Genomic DNA, 19,700 nt, shown 5'->3' with positions numbered 1-19,700 from the left:
CGCATGCGGAAGATACTCGTCGTCGGAGCCGGCCAGTCCGGACTCCAGCTCGCCCTCGGCCTGCAGTCGCACGGCTACGAGGTCACCCTGATGTCGAACCGGACCGCGGACGAGATCCGCACCGGCCGGGTCATGTCGACGCAGTGCATGTTCCACACGGCACTGCAGCACGAGCGTGATCTCCAGCTGAACTTCTGGGAGTCCCAGGCCCCGAAGATCGAAGGACTCGGCGTCTCGGTCGCGGCCCCCGGCTCGCACGACCCGGGCCCCACCCAGCGGGCCATCGACTGGGTGGGCAAGCTGGACGGGTACGCGCAGTCCGTCGACCAGCGGGTGAAGATGGCCGGCTGGATGGAGACCTTCGCCCAGCGCGGCGGCCAGCTGGTCATCCACGGCGCGGCGGTCGGCGACCTCGACTACTTCTCCCGCACCTACGACCTCGTCCTGGTCTCGGCCGGCAAGGGCGAGCTGGTGTCGATGTTCGCCCGCGACCCGGAGCGCTCCCCCTACAGCGAGCCGCAGCGGGCGCTGGCGGTGGCGTACGTCCACGGTCTCGGCCCGCGCCCCGAGCACCCGGAGTTCGACGCGGTCCGCTGCAACCTGGTCCCCGGTGTCGGTGAGCTGTTCGTCATGCCGACCCTGACCACGTCCGGCCGCGCCGACATCCTGTTCTGGGAGGGCATACCCGGCGGCCCGCTCGACGTCTTCAAGGGCGTCAAGGACCCGGCCGAGCACCTCTCCCTGACCCTGGAACTCATGGAGAAGTTCACGCCCTGGGAGTACGCGCGGGCCACGAAGGTGGAACTCACCGACGCCGGCGGCACCCTGGCCGGGCGGTACGCGCCGACCGTCCGCAACCCCGTCGGCCGGCTGCCCGGCGGCGGGCTGGTGCTGGGCGTGGCCGACGTGGTCGTCGCCAACGACCCGATCACCGGGCAGGGCTCCAACTCGGCGTCCAAGTGCGCGGCGGCCTACCTCGCGTCCATCCTGGAGCGGGAGGAGAAGCCGTTCGACGAGGAGTGGATGCGGCAGACGTTCGACCGCTACTGGTCCACCGCCCGGCACGTCACCAAGTGGACGAACGCCATGCTGGCGCCCCCGCCGGAGCACGTGCTGAACCTCATCGGCGCGGCCGGGCAGCTGCAGCCGGTGGCGGACCGGTTCGCCAACGCGTTCAACGACCCGGCCGACTTCGAGAACTTCTTCTACGAGCCGGACAGGACGGGCGCCTACCTGGCTTCCGTGTCGGGGGCCTGACCGGGGGAGCCGTCGGGTCGTACGGCACCGAGGACCGGATAGGAGGCCAGCGGTGAGATCCGCACCCGCTCGCCCGGCCGCGGTGCCTGTACGACCCTGCCGTCCCCCACGTACATCGCCACGTGCGTGGCCTCGGGGAAGTAGACGACCAGGTCACCCGGGCGCAGGTCCTTCAGCGGGATCCGACGCAGCCGCTGCCACTGCTCCTGGCTGGTGCGCGGGATCGGGGTCCCCGCCTGGGACCACGCCCGTGACGTGAGGCCCGAGCAGTCGTACGCGTCGGGGCCCTGCGCACCCCACTGGTACGGCTTGCCGAGCTGATCCATGGCGTAGCTGACCGCGCGGTCGCCCTGCGGGGTGGCCGGGCGGTCGTCGGGCAGGGCCCCCGCGGTGGTGAGGCGCCGCTGGGCCTCGGCGACGCCCTGCTGTTCCAGCCGGGCCACGGCCGCGATCTGCTCCGGGGTGAGGGTGGCCAGCAGCCGCTCCACGCCGGCGAGCCTGACCTGGACGTCGTCGCGCTGCCGCCGCTGCCGGCCGGCGAGGCCCAGCTGGGTGTCGAGGGCCTTGCGGGCCGCGCGGGCCAGCACGTCCGTGCGCTTCTCCGCGGTGGTCAGCCGGGCCACCGTACGGGCCCTCTCGCGGGCCAGCTCGCCGATGACATGGCCTTCGTCCAGCGCGTGCTGCGGGTCGGGGGCGAGGAGCAGGCGGACGTAGGGGCCGAGGCCGCCGCCGTTCTGGTACTGCTGCCGGGCCAGCCGGCCGGCGTCGGTGCGGCCGGACCTGAGGGTGAGCCGGGCGCGGGCCAGCTCGTCGTCCAGGCGGGCCACCTCGGCGCGCTGCCGCCGCAGCTTCTCCGTCGTGGCGTTGTAGGTCTCGGTGGCCTGTTCGGTCTGCCGGTACAGCCGCTGGAGGTCCGTCAGCAGCTGGGCCACGGACGGCCGCGGTGCGGGCGCGGCCACGGCGGGTGCGGGCGCGAGGACGGCCTGGGCCGCCACCGCCGCCGTACAGGCCAGACGCAGAAGCACTCCTGACACGTCATCACCTCCGGTGCCGGAAGGGCGGGCTCTCCGCCTCCCGTCGCACCGTGATAATCAGACATGTCGGGATGGAATCGGGGCGAATCTACGCGGCTCGGCGCAACGCTGTCACCCGTTCGCACCGTCCGGCTTGCCGGACGGCGCCGCATCCGGTCTCGACCAGGGCCACCTGAGCCTGCCACCGGACCTGTCGTCCGGGTCGTACCGGTACTTCCAGCCCTGGACGAGTCCGAGCCGTCTGCTGTGCCCGCGCGGCACGCGGTGGTAGACCAGCACCGTGGGCGGGCCGCCGTCCGGGTCCGGGACGGGGATGCGGTACGTCTTCGGGGGGTGCCCGGTGGGCCCGAGCAGGACGGGCAGCACGCGCCCGTCCATGGGGCCGCCCTCGAAGGGGGTGTCCTGGCTCTTCACGGTTCCAGTCTCAGCCTTCCCCGGCGAGCGCGCCGACGAGGACGGCCGTCTGCGGGTCCCGGCCGGCGGTGACGGTGAGCACGGCCACGAACTGCTCCACCAGCCAGTCGCGCAGCTCCTCGACCGGGGGCTGCTTGTCCTCGTCCAGCCAGATCAGCGAGGCCGCCTCCACCGCCGTGATCCACATCCGGACGGTCATGCGCAGACGCGGGCCGGGCCCGTCGACCCCGAGGTGGTCGTAGATGTGCTCGGCGGCGGCCCGGCGCACCCCGTCCACGATCGCGGTGGTCCTGGACGTCTCCACCACGCTGCCGCCCTGGAGCAGCGCGCTGAAGCCGGTGTCGTGCTCGTCCACGAAGGCCAGATAACGGTCCAGGGCGCGGGACAGCCGGGGCAGCAGCGGCCCCTCGCGCGGCTCGGCGAAGCACTGCCGCAGCTCCTCGGCGGCCGACCGCAGCGCGGCCTCGTACAGCTGCTGCTTGCCGCCCGGGAAGTACCGGTACACCAGCGGGCGCGACACTCCGGCCGCCTCCGCCACGTCGTCCAGGGACACGTCCTCGGGGGCGCGGTGCGCGAAGAGGGAGAGGGCGGAGTCGAGGAGCTGGCTTCGCCGCTCCTCGACACTGAGCCGACGGTAGGCGGGGGTGGCCGACGGGGTCATGCCGTCAGCCTAATCGCCGCCCGGTGCGCGGGCCGTCGGCGACGGCGGGTTCGCGCGCCCGCCACCGCCGCCCGCGGCCCGCGTCAGGCCAGCAGCCCCGACGACCTCCACAGCCGGCGCCCGACGCCCCGCAGCACCCCGATGTCGTCGAGGAAGTCGGTCAGCCGCCTGGCGCCGCTCTGCATGACCTCGCGGCGGTGTCCGCTGGCCTTCACCTGCGCCATCGCCTCCCGCCTGTCCAGGCCGACGTTGGTGTAGACGTCGGGGTTGATGAAGGCGACGGAGAACACGCGGGCGAACTCGCCCGAGGTGACCCGGGTGAACTCCTGGGACCACTTCGGCGCGGTCACCATCTGCCGGCGCAGTTCCTCGCGGGCGTACCGGACGTGCCGGGCCTCCTCGACCACGTGGATGCGGGTGACGCCCCGGATCAGCGGCTGGACCCGCTCGTCCGGGAACGTCAGCCGCTGCATCCAGTCCAGCACCTCCTCGCCGAGCAGCGTGGCGGTGAAGGAGCCGGGGGTCGTGGAGATCGTCTTGAACAGGCGGCCCAGGTTCTGGTGGACGCGGTTCACCGGGTACCAGGGCGTGCCGCCGCGCGAGATCACCCGGGCGAACATCTTCGAGTGCCGGCACTCGTCCTCGATCTCGGTGAGCGCGTACCGCACGTGCGCGCTCGTCGCCGCCTTGTCGTAGATGTGCCGGACCAGCAGCTGCATCAGGATGAGTTCGAACCAGATGCCGAGCGAGGCCAGGGCCGCCGCCTCGTGCTGGGAGAGCAGGATGCGCTGTTCCTCGCTCATCCGCTTCCACATCGGGGTGCCGTACAGCGAGACCAGCTCCGGCGGCCAGAACCACTTGCCCTCCTCGAAGGGCGCGTCCCAGTCCAGCTCCCTGTCCGGGTCGAAGGAGTGCTTGGCGGAGGAGACCAGCAGCCGTTCGGCCACCTGCTCCCGGTCTTTGAGAAGGCCGAGCGCGTCGCGCAGGCCGTCCAGCGCGTCCGCTTCCGTCAGGGTCGTCATGGCTCCCTCACCTCGTTACCCGGGGGTAGTCGTCCTGCCTCTTATGAGACTGCTTGTCAGCAAGGCCGTCAATCCCTTGCGCAGGACTTGTTGGCCCGCCGTCCTCGGCCGGGCCCGCCGGGTGGGTGCGGCGGTCTGGGACGGCCTGCCACAGATCGGGGAGGCCGGGCAGGATGACCGACATGACCTACGACCCGGATGACGCAGCCTCGTTCCATGCCTTGCTGGCGGCACAATCGCGCCTGACCGACTTGCTTCTGTCGCCCGATGGAACACGCTTGATTGCGTCGGTGCAGTCGATCAATGAGGAGGGATCCGAGCACGTTACGAGGTTCTGGGAGGTTGATCCCTGTGGGGAGGGTGACAGCCGCCTCGTGGTCGGCGGCATGGAGGGTGACTTTGCTCCCGCGTTCGCTGCCGATGGGACGTTGTTGTTCCTCTCGGGCCGCGAGAACGCAGATCCCACCGGTGAAAAGCCCGACAGTCACGATGTGTCGCTGTGGGCGTTGTCCGAGCGCGGTGAGGCCAGGCAGATCGCCCGCCACCCTGGGGGAATAGCCGCCTTCACCTCCGCGGCGACTGCCGACGTGCTCGCTTACACCGCCGATCTGCTTCCTGGCACGGCGGACATCGAGACGTACGCCGCAGCTCGGCATGAGCGCGAACGTGCCCGGGTCACCGCGGCCTTGTACGAGGAGACCGCGGCGGCTGCCTGGAGCGCAGCCCTTGGACCTGACGAACCGCACACGTTCGTCCTGCACTCCGACGGGCCAGCAGTGATCGCCGGCAGCCAGGGCCTGGCAGGTTCCGCCGACGCCGCACTTTCCCCGGACGGGTCGCTGGTGGCCTACACGCGGCCCGCGACCGGCCGGGCCCCGGACAGCAATACCGTGGTCGTCGTCGACGCGGCAACCGGCATGCAGCAACGCACCTTCTCGCGCCCTGGCCATCAGTACTACCGCCCGGCGTTCACGGCCGACGGCTCGACACTGGTCTGCCAGCGCCAGCGGGAGGAGACCTACGACACCGAATGGCGCGTCACACTCGTAGCGTTCGACCTGGACTCCGGCGAAGAGAGCGACCTGCTGCCGGACTTCGGCAACTGGCCGTGGCCGGGACGCGCAGTCCTCTCACCGATCCCCGCGGACTCAACGATGTGGTTCACAGGGGACGAACGCGGGCACTGCCCGGTCTTCCGCCGCGACGCGGACGGCACGATCACACGCCTGACCGCCTCCGGCGCCTACACCTCGCTCTGCGTGACACCCGACGGGGCCACCCTCTACGCGCTGCGCAGCGCAATCGACAGCCCGCCCCGAGTGGTCCGCCTCGATGCCGACACGCCCGATCAGCAGCCCGCCTTCCTCAACGCCCCCGGCGACCTCCGCTCGCTTCCCGGTGCCCTGACCGAGGTGCGCGCCCCGGCGGACGACGGCTTCCCGCTGCGCGGCTGGCTCGTCCTGCCGACAGGCGCCTCGCCCGAGCATCCTGCCCCCTTGCTCGTCGTCCCGCACGGTGGACCGCAGGCGTCCTGGAGTGCCTGGACGTGGTCGTGGAACCCCTGGCCGTTCGCCGCCCGTGGGTATGCGGTGCTTCTGCCGGACCCGGCCCTGTCCACCGGTTACGGGCAGCGGATGCAAGAACGCGGCCTGGGCCAGTACGGCGGCCAGCCCTACCGTGACGTCATCGCGCTGACAGACGCGGCACTGGAACGCGCCGACCTCGACGAGACCCGGACCGCCTTCGCCGGCTGGTCCTACGGCGGCTACCTGGCCAACCGGGCCGCTACCCTCACCGACCGCTTCAAGGCGATCGTCTCGGCCGCCGCCATGTGGAACCTGGAGGCGTTGCAGACCGACACGGACATGCACGCCTACTTCCGCAAGATCTTCGGCGACCCGCGGACCCAACGGGAACGGTACGAGGCCAATTCGCCCCACCTCGACGCAGCGAGGATGAAAACGCCGATGCTGATCGTGCACGGAGGCAGGGACTACCGTGTGCCGATGGGCCAGGCGCTGAGCCTGCACAGCGACCTGGCGCGCCTCGGCGTGCCGGTCAGATTCCTGCACTTCCCGACCGAGGGCCACACCGTCGAAGCACCGAACCACATCCGGATCATGTACGAGACGGTGCTCAACTTCCTCGACCACCACGTCCTCGGGCAGGAGTGGCACCGGCCCGCGATGCTTTGACGGATCCCTCTCAAAGTGGCTTTGGCACACGTGGACGGAGGATCGCCCCCAAGGGCACCGCAGGGTCTCATTGTGAAATGGTCAGTTAGCAGGGCCGTTGCCGAGGATTTCCGAGGCGAAGGCGATCTGCCCTGCGTCGAGGTCCAGGATGTCCGCGAACGTCTTGGTGATGCCGTACCCGCGCAGGACGCCTTCTGCGATCGCGACGAGATCGCTGAGCCCCGGGCCCACGGGACCCTGGGCGGCAGCGAGCGCGGGCTTGTGCGGGGTTCCGGGTGCGGCAGCCTGGGCGGGAGTCGCCAGGAGCAGGGGCATGGCGGTGAGGACGATGGCGCCGAGTGCAGTGCGTGGTTTCATGCCGTGATCAACGGCCCCAGTGATTATTAGTCACGCGTCCCACCACCGTTCGGGCCAGACGGCACCCTAAGCCGCCCTGGTGCCAGCCGAACAAAGCCATGCAGTAGCGTGCCGACGTGTCCATGCCTCCGCCGTCGTACCCGAACCAGCCGCAGCCCCCGTACGGGCAGCAGCCCCCGTACGGGCAGCAGCCCCCGTACGGGCAGCAACCCCCGTACGGGCAGCAGCTTCCGTACGGGCAGCAGGCCCCGCAGGCGCCGGGTCCGTACGGCTCGCCGTACCCCCAGCAGCCCCACCCCGCGCAGCCCCACCCTCCGCAGCCGCCCTACCCGCAACAGCCGTACCCGGGCTGGGGCGTGCCGCCCATGGCCCCGCCGGTGAAGAAGCGCCGGATCGGGCTGGTGCTGGGCATCGTGGGCGGTGTCGTCACGCTCGGCATCGTCGGCCTGGTGCTGCTCGGGGCGGCGGTCGGGAGCGGCTTCCCCGAGGCGAGGAACAAACTCGTCCTGCCCAAGGCGCTGCTCGGCGAGAAGTACCGACTGGCCGCCGATCTCTCCGACAGCCAGGGGCAGAAGATCGAGGAGGAGGTCGACGGCGCCTGGGACGCCAAGGTCACCGACGCCGTGATGGGCCGTTACAGCCTGGGCGGCGACGAGAGCCGGGGCACCCTCGTGGTGTCGGGTCTCTACGGGCGGTTCCGCAACCCGGCCGGCGGCCGGCACGCCATGCTCCAGGGGGCCGGCGACGCCGACGGCGTGACGGTGGAGGTGCCCGCGAAGGACATCACCCCCGCGGGCACCGGCATCGCGGTCAGCTGTGAGGTCGTGACGCAGAAGCAGTCCACGCTGACGCTCACCTACCCGTTCTGCGCCTGGGCGGACGGCAACACGGCGGCCATGGTGGCCAGGATCGACGCGAGCGCCCTGCACACCGCCCCCGCCGACGTGGACCTGAACGCCGCCGCCCGCGACGCCGCCGAGGTCCGCACGGAGATGCTCACCCCGCTCGGCTGACGGCCCGCCGCCCCGGTCTCACCGGCCGAGAACGGCCCGCATCACCTCCCTGGCGATCGGCGCCGCGTCACCGCCGCCGCTGATCTCGCCCCGGTCCGCCGAGGCGTCCTCCACCACCACCGCGACCGCCACCTGCGGCTCCGGCGCGTTCGCGGACTGTGCCCAGGAGACGAACCAGGCGTACGGCACCCCGGCGTTGCCCACCCCGTGCTGCGCCGTACCCGTCTTGCCGCCGACCAGCGCGCCCGGGACGGCCGCGTTGGTGCCGGTGCCCTCCTCGACCACGCCGGCCATCAGCTCCATCAGCCGGGCCGCGGTGGACGGCCGCATCACCTGCCGCCCCGGCCGGGCCCCGCTCCCGGCGACCGTCTCGCCGCCGTGCCGGGTGGTCCGCTCCACCAGGTACGGCGGGCGCAGCAGCCCGCCGTTGGCGACCGCCGCCGTGACCATCGCCATCTGCAGCGGGGTGGCCCGCGTGTTGTACTGCCCGATCGAGGACAGCGCCAGCTGGGCCCTGTCCACGTGCGGGTCGAAGGTGCTGGGCGCCACGGAGAAGGGGACGCGCAGGCCGGAGTCGTTGAAGCCGAACGCCTGGGCCGTGGACACCATGTCCCGCACCCCGACGTCCACGCCCAGCTTGGCGAAGACCGTGTTGCAGGACCACTCGAAGGCGTCCCGCACCGAGGCGTCCACACAGCCGTCGCCCTCGTTGGTCAGCCGGGTGGTGGTGCCGGGCAGCCGGTAGGGGTCCGGGGAGTCCGTCCGCGCGTCCAGGTCGGTGACCACGCCCGCGTCCAGCGCCGCCGCCGCGGTCACCACCTTGAACGTCGACCCCGGCGGATAGGTCTGCCGTACCGCCCGGTTGAGCATCGGCTTCTCCGGGTCGTGATTGAGGCGGGCCCACGCCGAGGCCACCGCCTCGTTGTTGCCGGACAGCTCCGCCGGGTCGTACGACGGGCTGGTCACCAGCGCCAGGATGCGGCCCGTGGCCGGCTCGACCGCCGCCACCGCCCCCTTGCGCCCGGCGAGCCCCCGGTGCGCGGCCTCCTGCGCCCGCCCGTTCAGGGTGGTGACGACGTCACCGCCGGGGTCCCGCCCGCGCGTCACGTCGTTCCACAGCGGCAGCGGCGCGAGCATCGGATCGGTGCCGGAGAGCACCCCGTCCTCGGTGTGCTCCAGGAACGTGGTGCCGTACGTCTGCGAGGCGAAGCCGGTGACCGGCGCGTACAACGGCCCGTCCAGATAGGCGCGTTCGTAGCGCAGCTGCTCACCGGTGTCCACGGACGAGGTGACCGGCCTGCCGTCCACCAGGATGTTCCCGCGCGGCTGCTGGTAACGGGCGATGGTGGCCCGGCGGTTGGCCGGGTTGCCGTCGTACTCACCGGACTGCACGACCTGCACGCGCATGGCGTTGGCCAGCAGGGCCGCCAGCAGCAGCGCGCAGAACACGCAGGCGTGCCGGATGTACTTCGCCATCGGCCGCCCGCCCTCGGGAAACCCGCCGTACTCCGTCATGGTGCCTCCCGGCCGTCGTACTGGCTGCGCGCGGAGTCGCTCACCCGGACCAGCAGCGCCACGATCGCCCAGTTGGTGACCACCGAGGAGCCGCCCTGGGCGAGGAACGGCATCGCCATGCCGGTCAGCGGGATCAGCCCGGTCACCCCGCCCGCGATCACGAACACCTGCAGCGCCACGATCGAGGCGAGCCCGACCGCGAGGAGCCGGCCGAACGGCTCGCGCAGCGCCAGGCCCGCCCGGTAGCCCCGCTCCACCAGCAGCGCGTACAGCAGCACGATCGCCGCCAGGCCCGCGAGGCCCAGCTCCTCCCCGGCCGTGGCCAGGATGAAGTCCGACTTGACGGCGAAGCCGATCAGGATGGAGTGCCCGAGCCCGAGCCCGGTGCCCAGGACCCCGCCGGCGGCGAAGGCGAACAGGGACTGGGAGAGCTGGTTGGGGCCCTGACCGGCCTCGATGGTGGCGAACGGGTGCAGCCAGTCCTCGATCCGCGCGCCCACATGGGGCTCCAGCCGCCCGACGGCCATGGCCCCGAGCACCGCGAGCAGCAGCCCGACCGCGATCCAGCCGGTGCGCCCGGTGGCGACGTACAGCAGCACCACGAACAGCCCGAAGAACAGCAGCGAGGTCCCGAGGTCCCGCTCCAGCACGAGCACTCCCACGCTCACCAGCCAGATCGTCAGGATCGGACCGAGCACCCGGCCGGTCGGGAACTGCAACCGCCACAGCCGGCGGCCGGTGTACGACAGGGCGCTGCGGTTGGCCGCCAGGTAGGCGGCGAAGAACACCGCGAGCAGCACTTTCGCGAACTCGCCGGGCTGGATCGAGAACCCGGCGATCCGGATCCAGATCCGGGCGCCGTTGACCGCCGGGAACAGGATCGGCAGCACCAGCAGGACGAGGGCGGCGACCACGCAGACGTAGGAGTACCGCTGGAGGACCCGGTGGTCGCGCAGCACGAGGACGACACCGATGAACAGGCCCACCCCGAGCGTGGACCACACCAGTTGGGTGGGGGCCGCCTGGTCGCCCGGCGTCTCCAGGTCCAGCCGGTAGATCAGCACCAGCCCGATGCCGTTGAGCAGGACACCGATGGGCAGCGGCAGCGGATCGGCGTACGGCGCCCGGATCCGCACCGCGATGTGGGCGAACAGGGCGAGCACGCCGAGCCCGGCTCCGTAGCCGGCGGCCCCGGGCGGGACGGTACCGGTCCGTGCCACCCCCACCGCGCAGTAGCCGTACACCGACAGCAGGACGGCCAGCACGAGCAGGGACAGCTCGACGCCCCGGCGCCGGGGCAGGCGCGCGGCGCGTGGGGGAGCGGGGGCCGCCGCCACGGTGGTTCCGGCCTTCGTCATGCCCGGAACCTACCTAAATGGGGCGCCTTGTGTCCCTTGTTCACCGGGCGCGCCCCGAAGGGGCCCGGGCAACCACGCGAGCGATCATGGCGGACCCACGGTCCGCGGCACCCGGAAGGCCCGGGCGCCGACCGGCCGCGGGCGCTGACCGGCGCCGGGTACCGACCGGCCCCGAGTGCTGGCCGACCGCGGTGCTGACCGGCCGCGGGTGCTGACCGGCGCCGGGTGCCGACCGGCCCCGAGTGCTGGCCGGCCCCGGGTGCTAACCGGCCGCGGGCAGCCGCAGCGTGGCGACGGCGCCCCCGTCCGCAGCGTTGGAGAAGGTCAGCGCGGCGCCCAGCACCTCCGCCTGCCCCAGCGCGATGGTCAGCCCGAGTCCGTGCCCCCTGGCCCCGCCCTCGGTGCGGAACCGCTGCGGCCCGTGCGCGAGGAGGTAGTCCGGGTATCCGCCCCCGTGGTCCCGCACGGTCACCACCGGCCCGTCCACGGTCAGCAGCACCGGAGGCGCCCCGTGCTTGTGCGCGTTGGCCACCAGGTTCCCCAGCACCCGCTCCAGCCGCCGCCGGTCGGTCTCCACCCGCGCGTCCCGCGCGATCCGTACGTCCGTCTCCGTGCCCGACGCCCGTACCACCCGCTCGGCCACGGCACCCAGCCGCTCCGTGTCGACCGCCGGCTTCTCCCGCCCGGTGTCCAGCCGGGAGATCTCCAGCAGGTCCTCGGTGAGGGTGCGCAGCGCCGCCACCCGGTCCCGCACCAGCTCCGTCGGCCGGCCCGGCGGCAGCAGCTCGGCCGCCGCGTGCAGACCGGTGAGCGGGGTGCGCAGCTCGTGCGCCACGTCCGCGGTGAACCGCTGCTCGCTCAGCAGCTTGCCCTGCAGCGAGGAGGCCATCGAGTCCAGCGCGGCGGCCACCGCGGCGACCTCGTCCTGCGGACGGGTCTGGTCCTTGGTGCGGGGGTCGTCCACCCGGGCGTCCAGGTCGCCCGCGCTGATCCTGCGCGCCACCCGTGCCGTGCCGTGCAGCCGCCGGGTCACCCGGGTCACCGCGAACACGCCGACCAGCACGGTCGCCCCGATCGCGAGCCCCGAGGACCACAGGATCGACTGGTCGAGACCGGTGATGGTGCGCGACTGCTGCGAGTAGTCGACCTCCACGGCGAGCGCCCGGTGCCCGGCCACCGGCCCCGCCGCCCACATCGTCGGGCGCCCCCGGTGCACGGCGACCATCGTGCCGCGGCGCCCGCCCGCCGCCAGCGACCGCAGCGGCGCGGGCAGCCCCCCGGGGTCCACCGCGGCACCCGGCAGCAGCGTGTCCCCGGCCTCGTACGCGTGCGTGGCGTCCGCGAGCCGGGACAGTGCCAGGTCGCGGGCCTGGCCGACGGTCTGGTCGGTCACCGACACGTGCACCAGGACACCGAGCAGCGCGGCCAGCGCACAGCACATCACCGTGATGAACGCGGCGGCCTTGACGGCGAGGGCCCCGGCCCAGTGGGGCAGCGTGAGCCTCATCGCGCGCCCGGGGAGGCGGAGCCGGAGGGGCCCGGGGAGACGGAGGGGGAGGCCGAGGGAGACGGTGTCCTGCTGGGCCGGCCGTCCCCGACGTGCAGGTACTCGTCGCTGGAGAACACCATCGCGCGCTGGCCCGGATCCCACACCCAGGTGGTGCGGTACTCGTAACCGGAGATGTCGGCGGGCGAGCGTTCGATCAGTGCCCGCCCGGCCAGCTCCACCCCGGTGATCGCGTCGTTGTCGGCCAGCACCTGCACCAGCCGGTGCCGCTCGACGGTGTAGACCCGTACCGCCGTCTGGTTGGTCGGGTACAGCCGGAAACCGAGCGTCAGATCCGCCCGGCCGTCCCCGGTGAGGTCCCGGTAGTACGGCTTCAGCAGCGGGCACCGGGCCCGGTCCCCGCCCGGCCGGCACTCCTTCATCCGCTGCTCGGTCGCGTGGTACGCCCCCTTGGACCCGTAGTCGTCGGGGTGCGCCTTCAGCTCCGCCTCGACGACGTCCACCGGGTCCACCTTGCGGATGTCGTCACCGGGGACCGCGACGCCCTTGACGGCCTCCCGGGTCGCCACCTGGTACGGGTAGGCCGGGCTGGACGCCGGCCTGAGGTCCGGCCAGAGCTTGGCGGGGCTGACGGCGGTCGGGGTGGACCCGGCGCCGCGCAGCCCGCCCGTGTCCCCGCAGGCCGTCGCCGTCGCCGACAGCAGGGCGACGGCGGCCAGGGCGAGGGCGGTGCGTGCGGGACGACGGGCTGGCACGGTACTCCTGGGCGTCGGGGTCGGTGGGGCCCCGTACACCTTAATTCGTGGGTTCGTAGGGAAGTGTTATCAGATTCCGACGAAAATCCGTTTTGTGCGCTTCGTACGGCGGACGCGAAGGCTGGGAGAGAGGCTACTCGGCCAGCTCCTCCAGTAGCCGGGCGGTCGCCAGGCCCGCCCGCAGGTACTCCACGAAGAGCTCGTTGTGCAGCGCCCACGCCGACCGCCGGGCCCGGATCAGCTGGATCGCCTGGTCCGCCGTGTCGCCCCGCTGGACCAGGGCGTGCGCGACGACCAGCCCCGAACGGTTGTACCCGTGGTAACAGCGCACGAGCACCCGGCGGCCGGCGTCCACCGCCTCGTTCGCCGCGCGCGCCAGCCGGATCACCCCGGCCAGCTGCGTCCCGTCCAGCGGCCCGTCCGGAATCGGCCACACATGGTGCTCCACGCCTGGATCGGGCCCGTACCCCGGCAGCCGCAGCAGGGACTGCACCACATCGAACTCGTCCCGTACGACCGCGAGCTCCAGGCGTCCGGAACGGCCCCGGAACTCGTGCCCGCCCATCCACAGGCCGGGCAGGATCTCGCTCCAGGGGTTCTCCGGAGCCGGTACGTCGGGCTGCTTTCCGTGGGTCCGCAACGGCGCCTCCCCAACTCCCCCTCACCGGGCCGCCCTCCACCGTAACCGGTCTTGCCCCGGGAGCGCCCCGCCTGTTCCCATGGTCGAGGGGTGATGGCGCATGAGCGGACTGCGCGTGGTGCCGGCGTACCGGCACGGCCGGGAGCGGCTGTACGTCTGCCGCGAGGACGGAAGCAATGTCGCCTGGTACGACCGGGAGACGGGCCGGGTCAACCTGCTCGCGCTCGGCGAGGACGACGGCAACGACGTACTGAACGCCCTGAAACCCTTCCTCACCGGCCAGGTGACCGTGGGCCCGCCCCCCGTCCCCACCCCAGCCGAACTGGCCCGGCTGACCCTCCACCCGGACGACGACCTGGCCCCGAACCGGCCCGGCGAGGCCCTGCTGGTCGCCCTGGAGCGGGACCCCGGCCCCGCCCGCCGGCTGCGCCCCGACCCGCGCCGCCGCGCCCTGGCCGCCGAGCAGACCGTCGGCCAGGAGCTGGACCGGCTGGAGGGCGCCGGCTGGCACACCCTGCACTCCGTCCCGCTGCCCGGCGGCGACCGCATCCACCACCTGGTGATCGGCCCCGGTGGCCTGTTCGCCGTCCACGCCCTCCAGGCCCGCAAGGCCCGGGTCCTGGTCGCCGACCCGATGGTCACGCTGGGCCGCCGCGAGGCCGAGCCGCTGCTGCGCCGGCTGCGTGCCGCCGCCGACCGGGCCTCCTACGCCCTGACCGCCGAGGTCCGCCCCCTGCTGGCCCTGGTGGACCCGGCCGAGGTGACCGTGACGGCGCAGCCGCGCGGGGTGCGGATCCTGCGGGACACCGAGCTGGCGGGCCTGGCCCGGCTGGGCGGGGTGCTCAAGCCGGCGGACGTGGAGGCGCTGCACGGGATGGCGCGGGACCGGAACACGTGGGGAGGGCTGTAGGTCACCCGGGACACGTGGGGAGGGCTGTAGGTCACCCGGGGCAGGCGGGCGGCGAGGGCTGTAGGTCACCCGGGGCAGGCCGGGAGGGCTGTGAGTACCCGGGACGGGTGGCGAGGGCTGCAGGCGCCCGGACAGGTCGCGAAGGCTGTAGGTCAGGGGAGGGGCACGGCCGCGCCCGGGTCCGTCAGCGGGGCCATCAGGTCGCCGAGGTCCTGCAGGCGCGGGGCGATGTCGTCGGCCTGGAACTCCAGCTGGGCCGGGTTCCGGCAGGCGGCGACCTCCTCCCAGGTCACCGGCGCGGACACCAGCGGAGCCCGGCGGGCACGCAGGGTGTACGGGGCGGCCGTGGTCTTGCGGCCCGCGTTCTGGCTCCAGTCGACGAACACCTTCCCCGGCCTGAGGCTCTTGGTCATCCGGTGCACCACCAGCCGGGGCATGGCCCGCTCGGCCTCCACCGCCAGCGCCTTGGCGTACTCGGACGTCTCTTCCGGGGAACTCCCGCGCACCGCCGCCAGCAGGTGCAGCCCCTTCGACCCGGCGGTCTTCGGGTACGCCTCGATCCCGTCCGCCGCGAGCCGCTCCCGCAGCCACAGGGCGACCTCGCAGCAGTGCACGACGTGCGCGGGCGGCCCCGGATCGAGGTCGAAGACCAGCCGGTCCGCCTCGTCCGGCGTCCGCACCAGCCACTGGTGGGTGTGGAACTCGGTGACGAGGTTCGCCGCCCACACGAGACTCGGCAGATCCTGCACCACCACCATCCGGGCCGGACTGTCCGCCGACGACCGCGGCACCTCGGCGGTCGTGACCCAGTCGGGCGTACCCGGAGGGACGTTCTTGGTGAAGAACAGCTGTCCGTCCGGACCGTCCGGATAGCGCAGGAAGGACACCGCCCGGTCGCGCAGATGCGGCAGCAGCGCCCCGGCGGCGGTCGCGTAGTAGTGCAGCAGCTCCCCTTTGGTGAAGCCGGTCTCCGGATACAGCACCTTCTCCAGATTGCTGAGCGCGACCCGGCGCCCCTCCACCTCTGTGATAGGCGTCATAGGATGACAATCCCAGACGAAACGGAAAATTCGGGAAAGGGAGGGTGCGGCACGTGCGATCGATATGGAACGGTGCCATCTCCTTCGGTCTCGTCAGCATCCCGATCAAGCTGGTGAACGCCACCGAGAGCCACGCGATCTCCTTCCGTCAGATCCACACCGAGGACAACGGCCGCATCCGCTACCGCAAGGTGTGCGAACTGGACGAGCGCGAGGTCGGCCAGTCCGAGATCGGCAAGGGCTACGAGGACGCCGACGGCACGATCATCCCGATCACCGACGAGGACCTCTCCCACCTGCCCATCCCGACCGCCCGCACCATCGACATCGTGGCCTTCGTGTCGGCCGAACGGATCGACCCCCTCCAGATGGGTGCGGCGTACTACCTCGCGGCCGGCGGAGCCCCCGCCGCCAAGCCGTACACCCTGCTCCGCGAAGCCCTCAAACGCAGCAACAAGGTCGCCATCGCCAAGTACGCGCTCCGCGGCCGGGAACGCCTCGGCATGCTCCGGGTGGTCGGCGAGGCCATCGCCATGCACGGCCTGCTGTGGCCGGACGAGGTACGGGCCCCGGAGGGCGTGGCCCCCGGCACCGACGTCACCATCCGCGACAAGGAACTCGACCTCGCGGACGCCCTGATGGACACCCTCGGCGAGGTCGACCTCGACGACCTGCACGACGAGTACCGGGAGGCGCTGGAGGAGGTCATCGCGGCCAAGGCGTCCGGCGAGGCCCCGCCCGAGAGCCCGGCCCCCGCCGCCGGCGGCAAGGTGCTGGACCTGATGGCCGCGCTGGAGAACAGCGTGCGGGCGGCACGGGAGTCGCGCACGGGCTCCGGCGAGTCGCGCACGGGCTCCGGCGAGGAGGCCGAGGTCAGACAACTGCGCCGGAGCCGGACCGCGCCGAAGGAGACGGGGGGCAAGAAGTCCACGGCCACGTCCGCCAGGAAGACGACGGCGGCGAAGAAGGCCGCGCCCGCGCGAAAGTCGACGTCCAGGGCGAAGGAGGAGACCGGGAAGACGACGGCGGCGAAGGGGGCGGGGGAGAGGAGTGCGTCGGCGAAGAGTGCGACGGCGAAAGGTACGGGGACGAGGACCACGGGGGCGAAGAGCGCGGCGGCGAAGAAGGCGACGCCGAAGAAGGCCGCGTCGCGCAAGCGGTCGGCGTGAGGTGGGTGGGCTGTCACCGTGCCGTCGTGCATGGGGGAGGGGCGCTGTCGGGGTGTCGGTCGGTCCGGTCCCCGCGTCTGCGGATCCGCCGGGGCTCCCGGGGCCGATCGCGCGGTTCCCCGCGCCCCCGGGAGCTACGGCCGGCCGCGCTGACACAGCGCCGGCGGCACGGTGGCCGTGCTGGCACCCGGCGGACGCCGGTGACCGGCCGGCCACCGCGACCCGGCCGCAGCCCGGCCGCGGCAGCGGGCGGTCACTCGGCAGACTCCGCCCGGCCGCGTCCCCGCGGCAGCGCCAGTCCGCCCCCCGGCCACGGCCAGAGCCGCCAGTACCGCGCCGAAGACCGCCGCTCCTGCCGTCAGCCCCACCCCGTCGCTCAGGTAACCGGCAGTGACCGCAAGCACCCCGGCGGGAAGGTGACCGCCCACGTCCAGCGCCGCGTTGGCCTCGGCCAGCCGCCCCGTCGGCACCGTCAACCTGACACCTAGTACGATCGCAGTCGTACAGGAGTGGGAAGCCGGACACCGGGAGAGGGTGCCGCAGTTGACCGGGCAGAGAACCGAAGAGGCTCAGGGGGCCGGGGGAGTCGCCGGGGAAGCCCCGGCCGTGATCGAGGTGTTGTCGGAACCGGCCGGTCTGCCCGACCCGCTGCCCGAGCCGGCCGTCTCCGACCTGCGCCTGGAGACGGTGCTGGGCGCGCTCAGCGACCCACTGCGGCTGCGGATCGTCCGCAAACTGCTCCTGGAGTCGGAGGAGTTCGACCACACCTGCGGCTGGTTCGGCCTGGACCGCCCCAAGTCCTCACTGACCCATCACTTCCGGGCGCTGCGCGAGGCGGGCATCACCCGGCAGCGCCAGTACGGCCTGGAGCGCCGCAGCCACGTCCGGGTGGCCGACCTGAACGCCCGCTTCCCCGGCCTGCTGGACCTGGTGGCCGCGTGGACACCGCGGGCCGGGGACTGACCGGACACAACCGCGAAGGCCGTTGACGACGAGACGCCGAGCGCCGGACGCACTCACATCAAGACGAGACGCGGAGCGCCGGACTCACTCACATCAAGAGGACGGTAAGAACCACACGGCTCGCACCCCTCCACTTACAACCCTCCCTGCCCGTGGACCGTCCAACGGGAGCCCGGCGCTCGTCACTTCGACGGGTTCCGTTTCGGATCGTTCTTGGGGATGTCATGAGTTCTGTCTTGATCAGGCGTGTGCTGCGTGGCGGGACACGCGCCGGAGTCGTGGGGGCGCTCGTCGTCGCCGGTCTCGGGAGCGGGGTCGCCTTCGCCGACGGCGAGACGCAGACCGATCAGCTGTGGATCCAGGCGCCGTACGAGCAGTCGCTCACCGTCGCCCCGGACGGCGGCACGGCACAGTACAGATCGCTGGCCTTCGGCATGTACCACGACAACGACAACTTCACGGTGACCGACGGGCGGTTGACCGTCGACGTCTCCGGGCTCGCCGGGGTCGCCGAGGTGGCCTGGCCCGACAACTGCACGCCGAACGAGGCCGGCACCGTCGCCGTGTGCGACACCGGCGACGTGCCGACCCGCTCCAGCGCCCAGGTGCAGCTGAGGATACGGGCCGCCGCGGGCGCCGCGGCGGGCGCCCAGGGCGCGATCGAGTACTCCGCGGAGGCCACCGGCGGCCCCGACGGCACGCTCGTCGCCCCGCAGGGCTCCGCGGAGACCTTCGTCACCGTCGGCTCCGGCCCGGACCTCGGCCTCAGCGCCCCGCAGAACGTCACCGACGTCGCACCCGGCAGCAGCCTCAGCGTGCCGTTCTCCGTCACCAACACCGGCAACGAGACCGCCACCGGCTTCAGCGTGAAAATGTGGGCGACCTATGGCCTCGACATCACCACCCGCTACCCGCAGTGCACCTACACCGGGCCGGACGACAACGGCGACTACACGCCCATGACGTCCGTGACCTGCTCCTTCGACACCGCCGTCGCGCCGGGCGCCACCGTTGAGCTGCCGGAGCCGTTGCGGCTCGCCGTCACCGGGCACGCGTTGTACGAGCGGTTCGACTACGAGGTCGAGCCCACCGGCGCCGCCGACCTCGACGGCTCGGACAACGGCCGTTCCTGGCAGATCACCGCGCACAACACCGCCGACTTCGCGGTGCGCGGCACCACGGTGAGCGGCGCGGCCGGCGACACCGTCACCACCGCCTTCCGCTTCGCCAACCGCGGGCCGGCCTGGGTCGGCAACGTCAGCTCCGGCGACCCGGTCGCCGTGATCGACTACTACCTCCCCGAGGGCACCACGGCCACGTCGGTGCCCGACACCTGCCGTACCGCCTGGAAGCAGGGCGATGACCCGGCCATCGGTCACTACGCCTGCACCCTGCCGATGTGGGCGAAGCCGGACCTGAAGGTCAGCTTCCCCTTCCGGCTCCGCATCGACCGCGTCGTCCCTGACGCGACGGGCCACGTCACCGCCCGCCCCGACTTCGGCACGTCCTTCACCTTCGACCCGCGCACCAAGAACAACTCGGCCGAGGTGACCCTCAACCCGTCGTCCTGACACCGCTCGGGGAGGGTCAAGCCCCCGGCCCACCCCTCCCCGACACTCCCCGGCCTCCCGGAGCAGACCCGGGACCGCCGAAGACCACCTGGCAAACGGACGGACCCTGACCAGCGCTTGCCCGCATTTTCCGGGCCGTCCCTCTCGGGGTTCAGTCGAGCCAGGCGAGGTCGTTCAAGTGTGAAGCTGTTGTAATATCCCCGCACCGTCAGCGCGAAGACATCTTCCCTGGCGATCGGGTGCTTCTTGACGGGGGATCAGGGGCGTTGGCAAGAGGCGGCACTTTACTGTGCAGTGTGTTCACGCTGGTTGAGGGCGG

At 72.4% G+C, this 19,700-nt stretch carries 18 protein-coding genes and 1 pseudogene; 7 read left to right on the top strand and 12 right to left on the bottom strand.

Features of this window, described 5'->3' with window-relative positions:
* Positions 1 to 3: 3 nt before the first annotated feature.
* A complete protein-coding gene (locus AB0B40_RS06570; protein WP_345060764.1) occupies positions 4 to 1,257 on the top strand; it encodes a styrene monooxygenase/indole monooxygenase family protein in 1,254 nt (417 codons plus the stop codon).
* Here AB0B40_RS06570 and AB0B40_RS06565 read toward each other — a convergent pair.
* From AB0B40_RS06565 to AB0B40_RS06550, 4 genes are all read right to left on the bottom strand, one after another.
* A complete protein-coding gene (locus AB0B40_RS06565; RefSeq protein ID WP_345060762.1) occupies positions 1,230 to 2,291 on the bottom strand; it encodes a C40 family peptidase in 1,062 nt (353 codons plus the stop codon). The two genes, AB0B40_RS06570 and AB0B40_RS06565, sit on opposite strands and share 28 nt — an antisense overlap.
* Positions 2,292 to 2,402: 111 nt before the next feature.
* The gene (locus AB0B40_RS06560; RefSeq protein WP_345060760.1) at positions 2,403 to 2,705 is read right to left on the bottom strand and encodes a hypothetical protein; all 303 of its coding nucleotides are present in this window, start codon (positions 2,703 to 2,705) and stop codon (positions 2,403 to 2,405) included.
* 10 nt (positions 2,706 to 2,715) lie between these two features.
* A complete protein-coding gene (locus AB0B40_RS06555; RefSeq protein ID WP_345060758.1) occupies positions 2,716 to 3,366 on the bottom strand; it encodes a TetR/AcrR family transcriptional regulator in 651 nt (216 codons plus the stop codon).
* Positions 3,367 to 3,449: 83 nt separating this feature from the next.
* Positions 3,450 to 4,388, bottom strand: a complete 939-nt coding sequence (locus tag AB0B40_RS06550) for a diiron oxygenase (RefSeq protein ID WP_362263289.1) — start codon at positions 4,386 to 4,388, stop codon at positions 3,450 to 3,452.
* Between the two features lie 173 nt (positions 4,389 to 4,561).
* Here AB0B40_RS06550 and AB0B40_RS06545 point away from each other — a divergent pair, with 173 nt between their 5' ends.
* Positions 4,562 to 6,583 carry a S9 family peptidase gene (locus tag AB0B40_RS06545; RefSeq protein ID WP_362263286.1) on the top strand — a complete coding sequence of 674 codons (2,022 nt, stop codon included), beginning with the start codon at positions 4,562 to 4,564 and terminating at the stop codon, positions 6,581 to 6,583.
* 81 nt (positions 6,584 to 6,664) lie between these two features.
* Here the strand turns inward: AB0B40_RS06545 and AB0B40_RS06540 are convergent, their stop codons facing one another.
* A complete protein-coding gene (locus AB0B40_RS06540) occupies positions 6,665 to 6,940 on the bottom strand; it encodes a hypothetical protein (protein ID WP_345060752.1) in 276 nt (91 codons plus the stop codon).
* A gap of 122 nt (positions 6,941 to 7,062) precedes the next feature.
* Here AB0B40_RS06540 and AB0B40_RS06535 point away from each other — a divergent pair, with 122 nt between their 5' ends.
* Entirely contained in the window at positions 7,063 to 7,953 is an 891-nt protein-coding gene (locus AB0B40_RS06535; protein WP_362263408.1) for a hypothetical protein, read from the top strand.
* Positions 7,954 to 7,971: 18 nt separating this feature from the next.
* Here the strand turns inward: AB0B40_RS06535 and AB0B40_RS06530 are convergent, their stop codons facing one another.
* From AB0B40_RS06530 to AB0B40_RS06510, 5 genes are all read right to left on the bottom strand, one after another.
* Positions 7,972 to 9,468: a penicillin-binding transpeptidase domain-containing protein gene (locus AB0B40_RS06530; RefSeq protein ID WP_345060750.1), complete on the bottom strand. Its 1,497-nt coding sequence runs from the start codon at positions 9,466 to 9,468 to the stop codon at positions 7,972 to 7,974.
* The gene (locus AB0B40_RS06525) at positions 9,465 to 10,826 is read right to left on the bottom strand and encodes an FtsW/RodA/SpoVE family cell cycle protein (RefSeq protein WP_345060748.1); all 1,362 of its coding nucleotides are present in this window, start codon (positions 10,824 to 10,826) and stop codon (positions 9,465 to 9,467) included. Before AB0B40_RS06525 ends, AB0B40_RS06530 begins: the two co-directional genes overlap by 4 nt.
* A gap of 262 nt (positions 10,827 to 11,088) precedes the next feature.
* Positions 11,089 to 12,333, bottom strand: a complete 1,245-nt coding sequence (locus tag AB0B40_RS06520; protein WP_362263282.1) for a HAMP domain-containing sensor histidine kinase — start codon at positions 12,331 to 12,333, stop codon at positions 11,089 to 11,091.
* Positions 12,330 to 13,088 carry a hypothetical protein gene (locus tag AB0B40_RS06515; RefSeq protein ID WP_345060745.1) on the bottom strand — a complete coding sequence of 253 codons (759 nt, stop codon included), beginning with the start codon at positions 13,086 to 13,088 and terminating at the stop codon, positions 12,330 to 12,332. The genes AB0B40_RS06520 and AB0B40_RS06515 overlap by 4 nt, the downstream gene beginning before the upstream one ends.
* A gap of 133 nt (positions 13,089 to 13,221) precedes the next feature.
* Positions 13,222 to 13,728, bottom strand: a complete 507-nt coding sequence (locus AB0B40_RS06510; RefSeq protein ID WP_345060744.1) for a protein phosphatase — start codon at positions 13,726 to 13,728, stop codon at positions 13,222 to 13,224.
* A 100-nt stretch (positions 13,729 to 13,828) separates the two neighbouring features.
* Between AB0B40_RS06510 and AB0B40_RS06505 the strand changes: the two genes are divergently transcribed.
* Complete coding sequence (locus AB0B40_RS06505) at positions 13,829 to 14,638, top strand: nuclease-related domain-containing protein (RefSeq protein ID WP_362263279.1); 810 nt, start codon at positions 13,829 to 13,831, stop codon at positions 14,636 to 14,638.
* A 152-nt stretch (positions 14,639 to 14,790) separates the two neighbouring features.
* Here the strand turns inward: AB0B40_RS06505 and ligD are convergent, their stop codons facing one another.
* A complete protein-coding gene (gene ligD / locus AB0B40_RS06500; RefSeq protein WP_362263276.1) occupies positions 14,791 to 15,678 on the bottom strand; it encodes a non-homologous end-joining DNA ligase in 888 nt (295 codons plus the stop codon).
* Positions 15,679 to 15,731: 53 nt separating this feature from the next.
* Here ligD and AB0B40_RS06495 point away from each other — a divergent pair, with 53 nt between their 5' ends.
* Positions 15,732 to 16,847, top strand: a complete 1,116-nt coding sequence (locus tag AB0B40_RS06495) for a Ku protein (protein WP_362263273.1) — start codon at positions 15,732 to 15,734, stop codon at positions 16,845 to 16,847.
* A 302-nt stretch (positions 16,848 to 17,149) separates the two neighbouring features.
* Here the strand turns inward: AB0B40_RS06495 and AB0B40_RS06490 are convergent.
* A pseudogene (locus AB0B40_RS06490) lies at positions 17,150 to 17,317 on the bottom strand (MFS transporter); the annotation flags it as partial.
* A gap of 136 nt (positions 17,318 to 17,453) precedes the next feature.
* Between AB0B40_RS06490 and AB0B40_RS06485 the strand changes: the two are divergent.
* Complete coding sequence (locus AB0B40_RS06485; protein WP_345060785.1) at positions 17,454 to 17,810, top strand: ArsR family transcriptional regulator; 357 nt, start codon at positions 17,454 to 17,456, stop codon at positions 17,808 to 17,810.
* 224 nt (positions 17,811 to 18,034) lie between these two features.
* Positions 18,035 to 19,381: a hypothetical protein gene (locus AB0B40_RS06480; protein ID WP_362263271.1), complete on the top strand. Its 1,347-nt coding sequence runs from the start codon at positions 18,035 to 18,037 to the stop codon at positions 19,379 to 19,381.
* Positions 19,382 to 19,700 lie beyond the last annotated feature (319 nt).

Origin of the sequence: Streptomyces sp. NPDC042638 (assembly GCF_040647235.1) — a bacterium.
GTDB classification, from domain to species: Bacteria; Actinomycetota; Actinomycetes; order Streptomycetales; family Streptomycetaceae; genus Streptomyces; species Streptomyces rameus.
The sequence above is the reverse complement of the archived record's forward strand: the minus strand, read 5'-3'. Positions and strand labels throughout refer to the sequence as shown.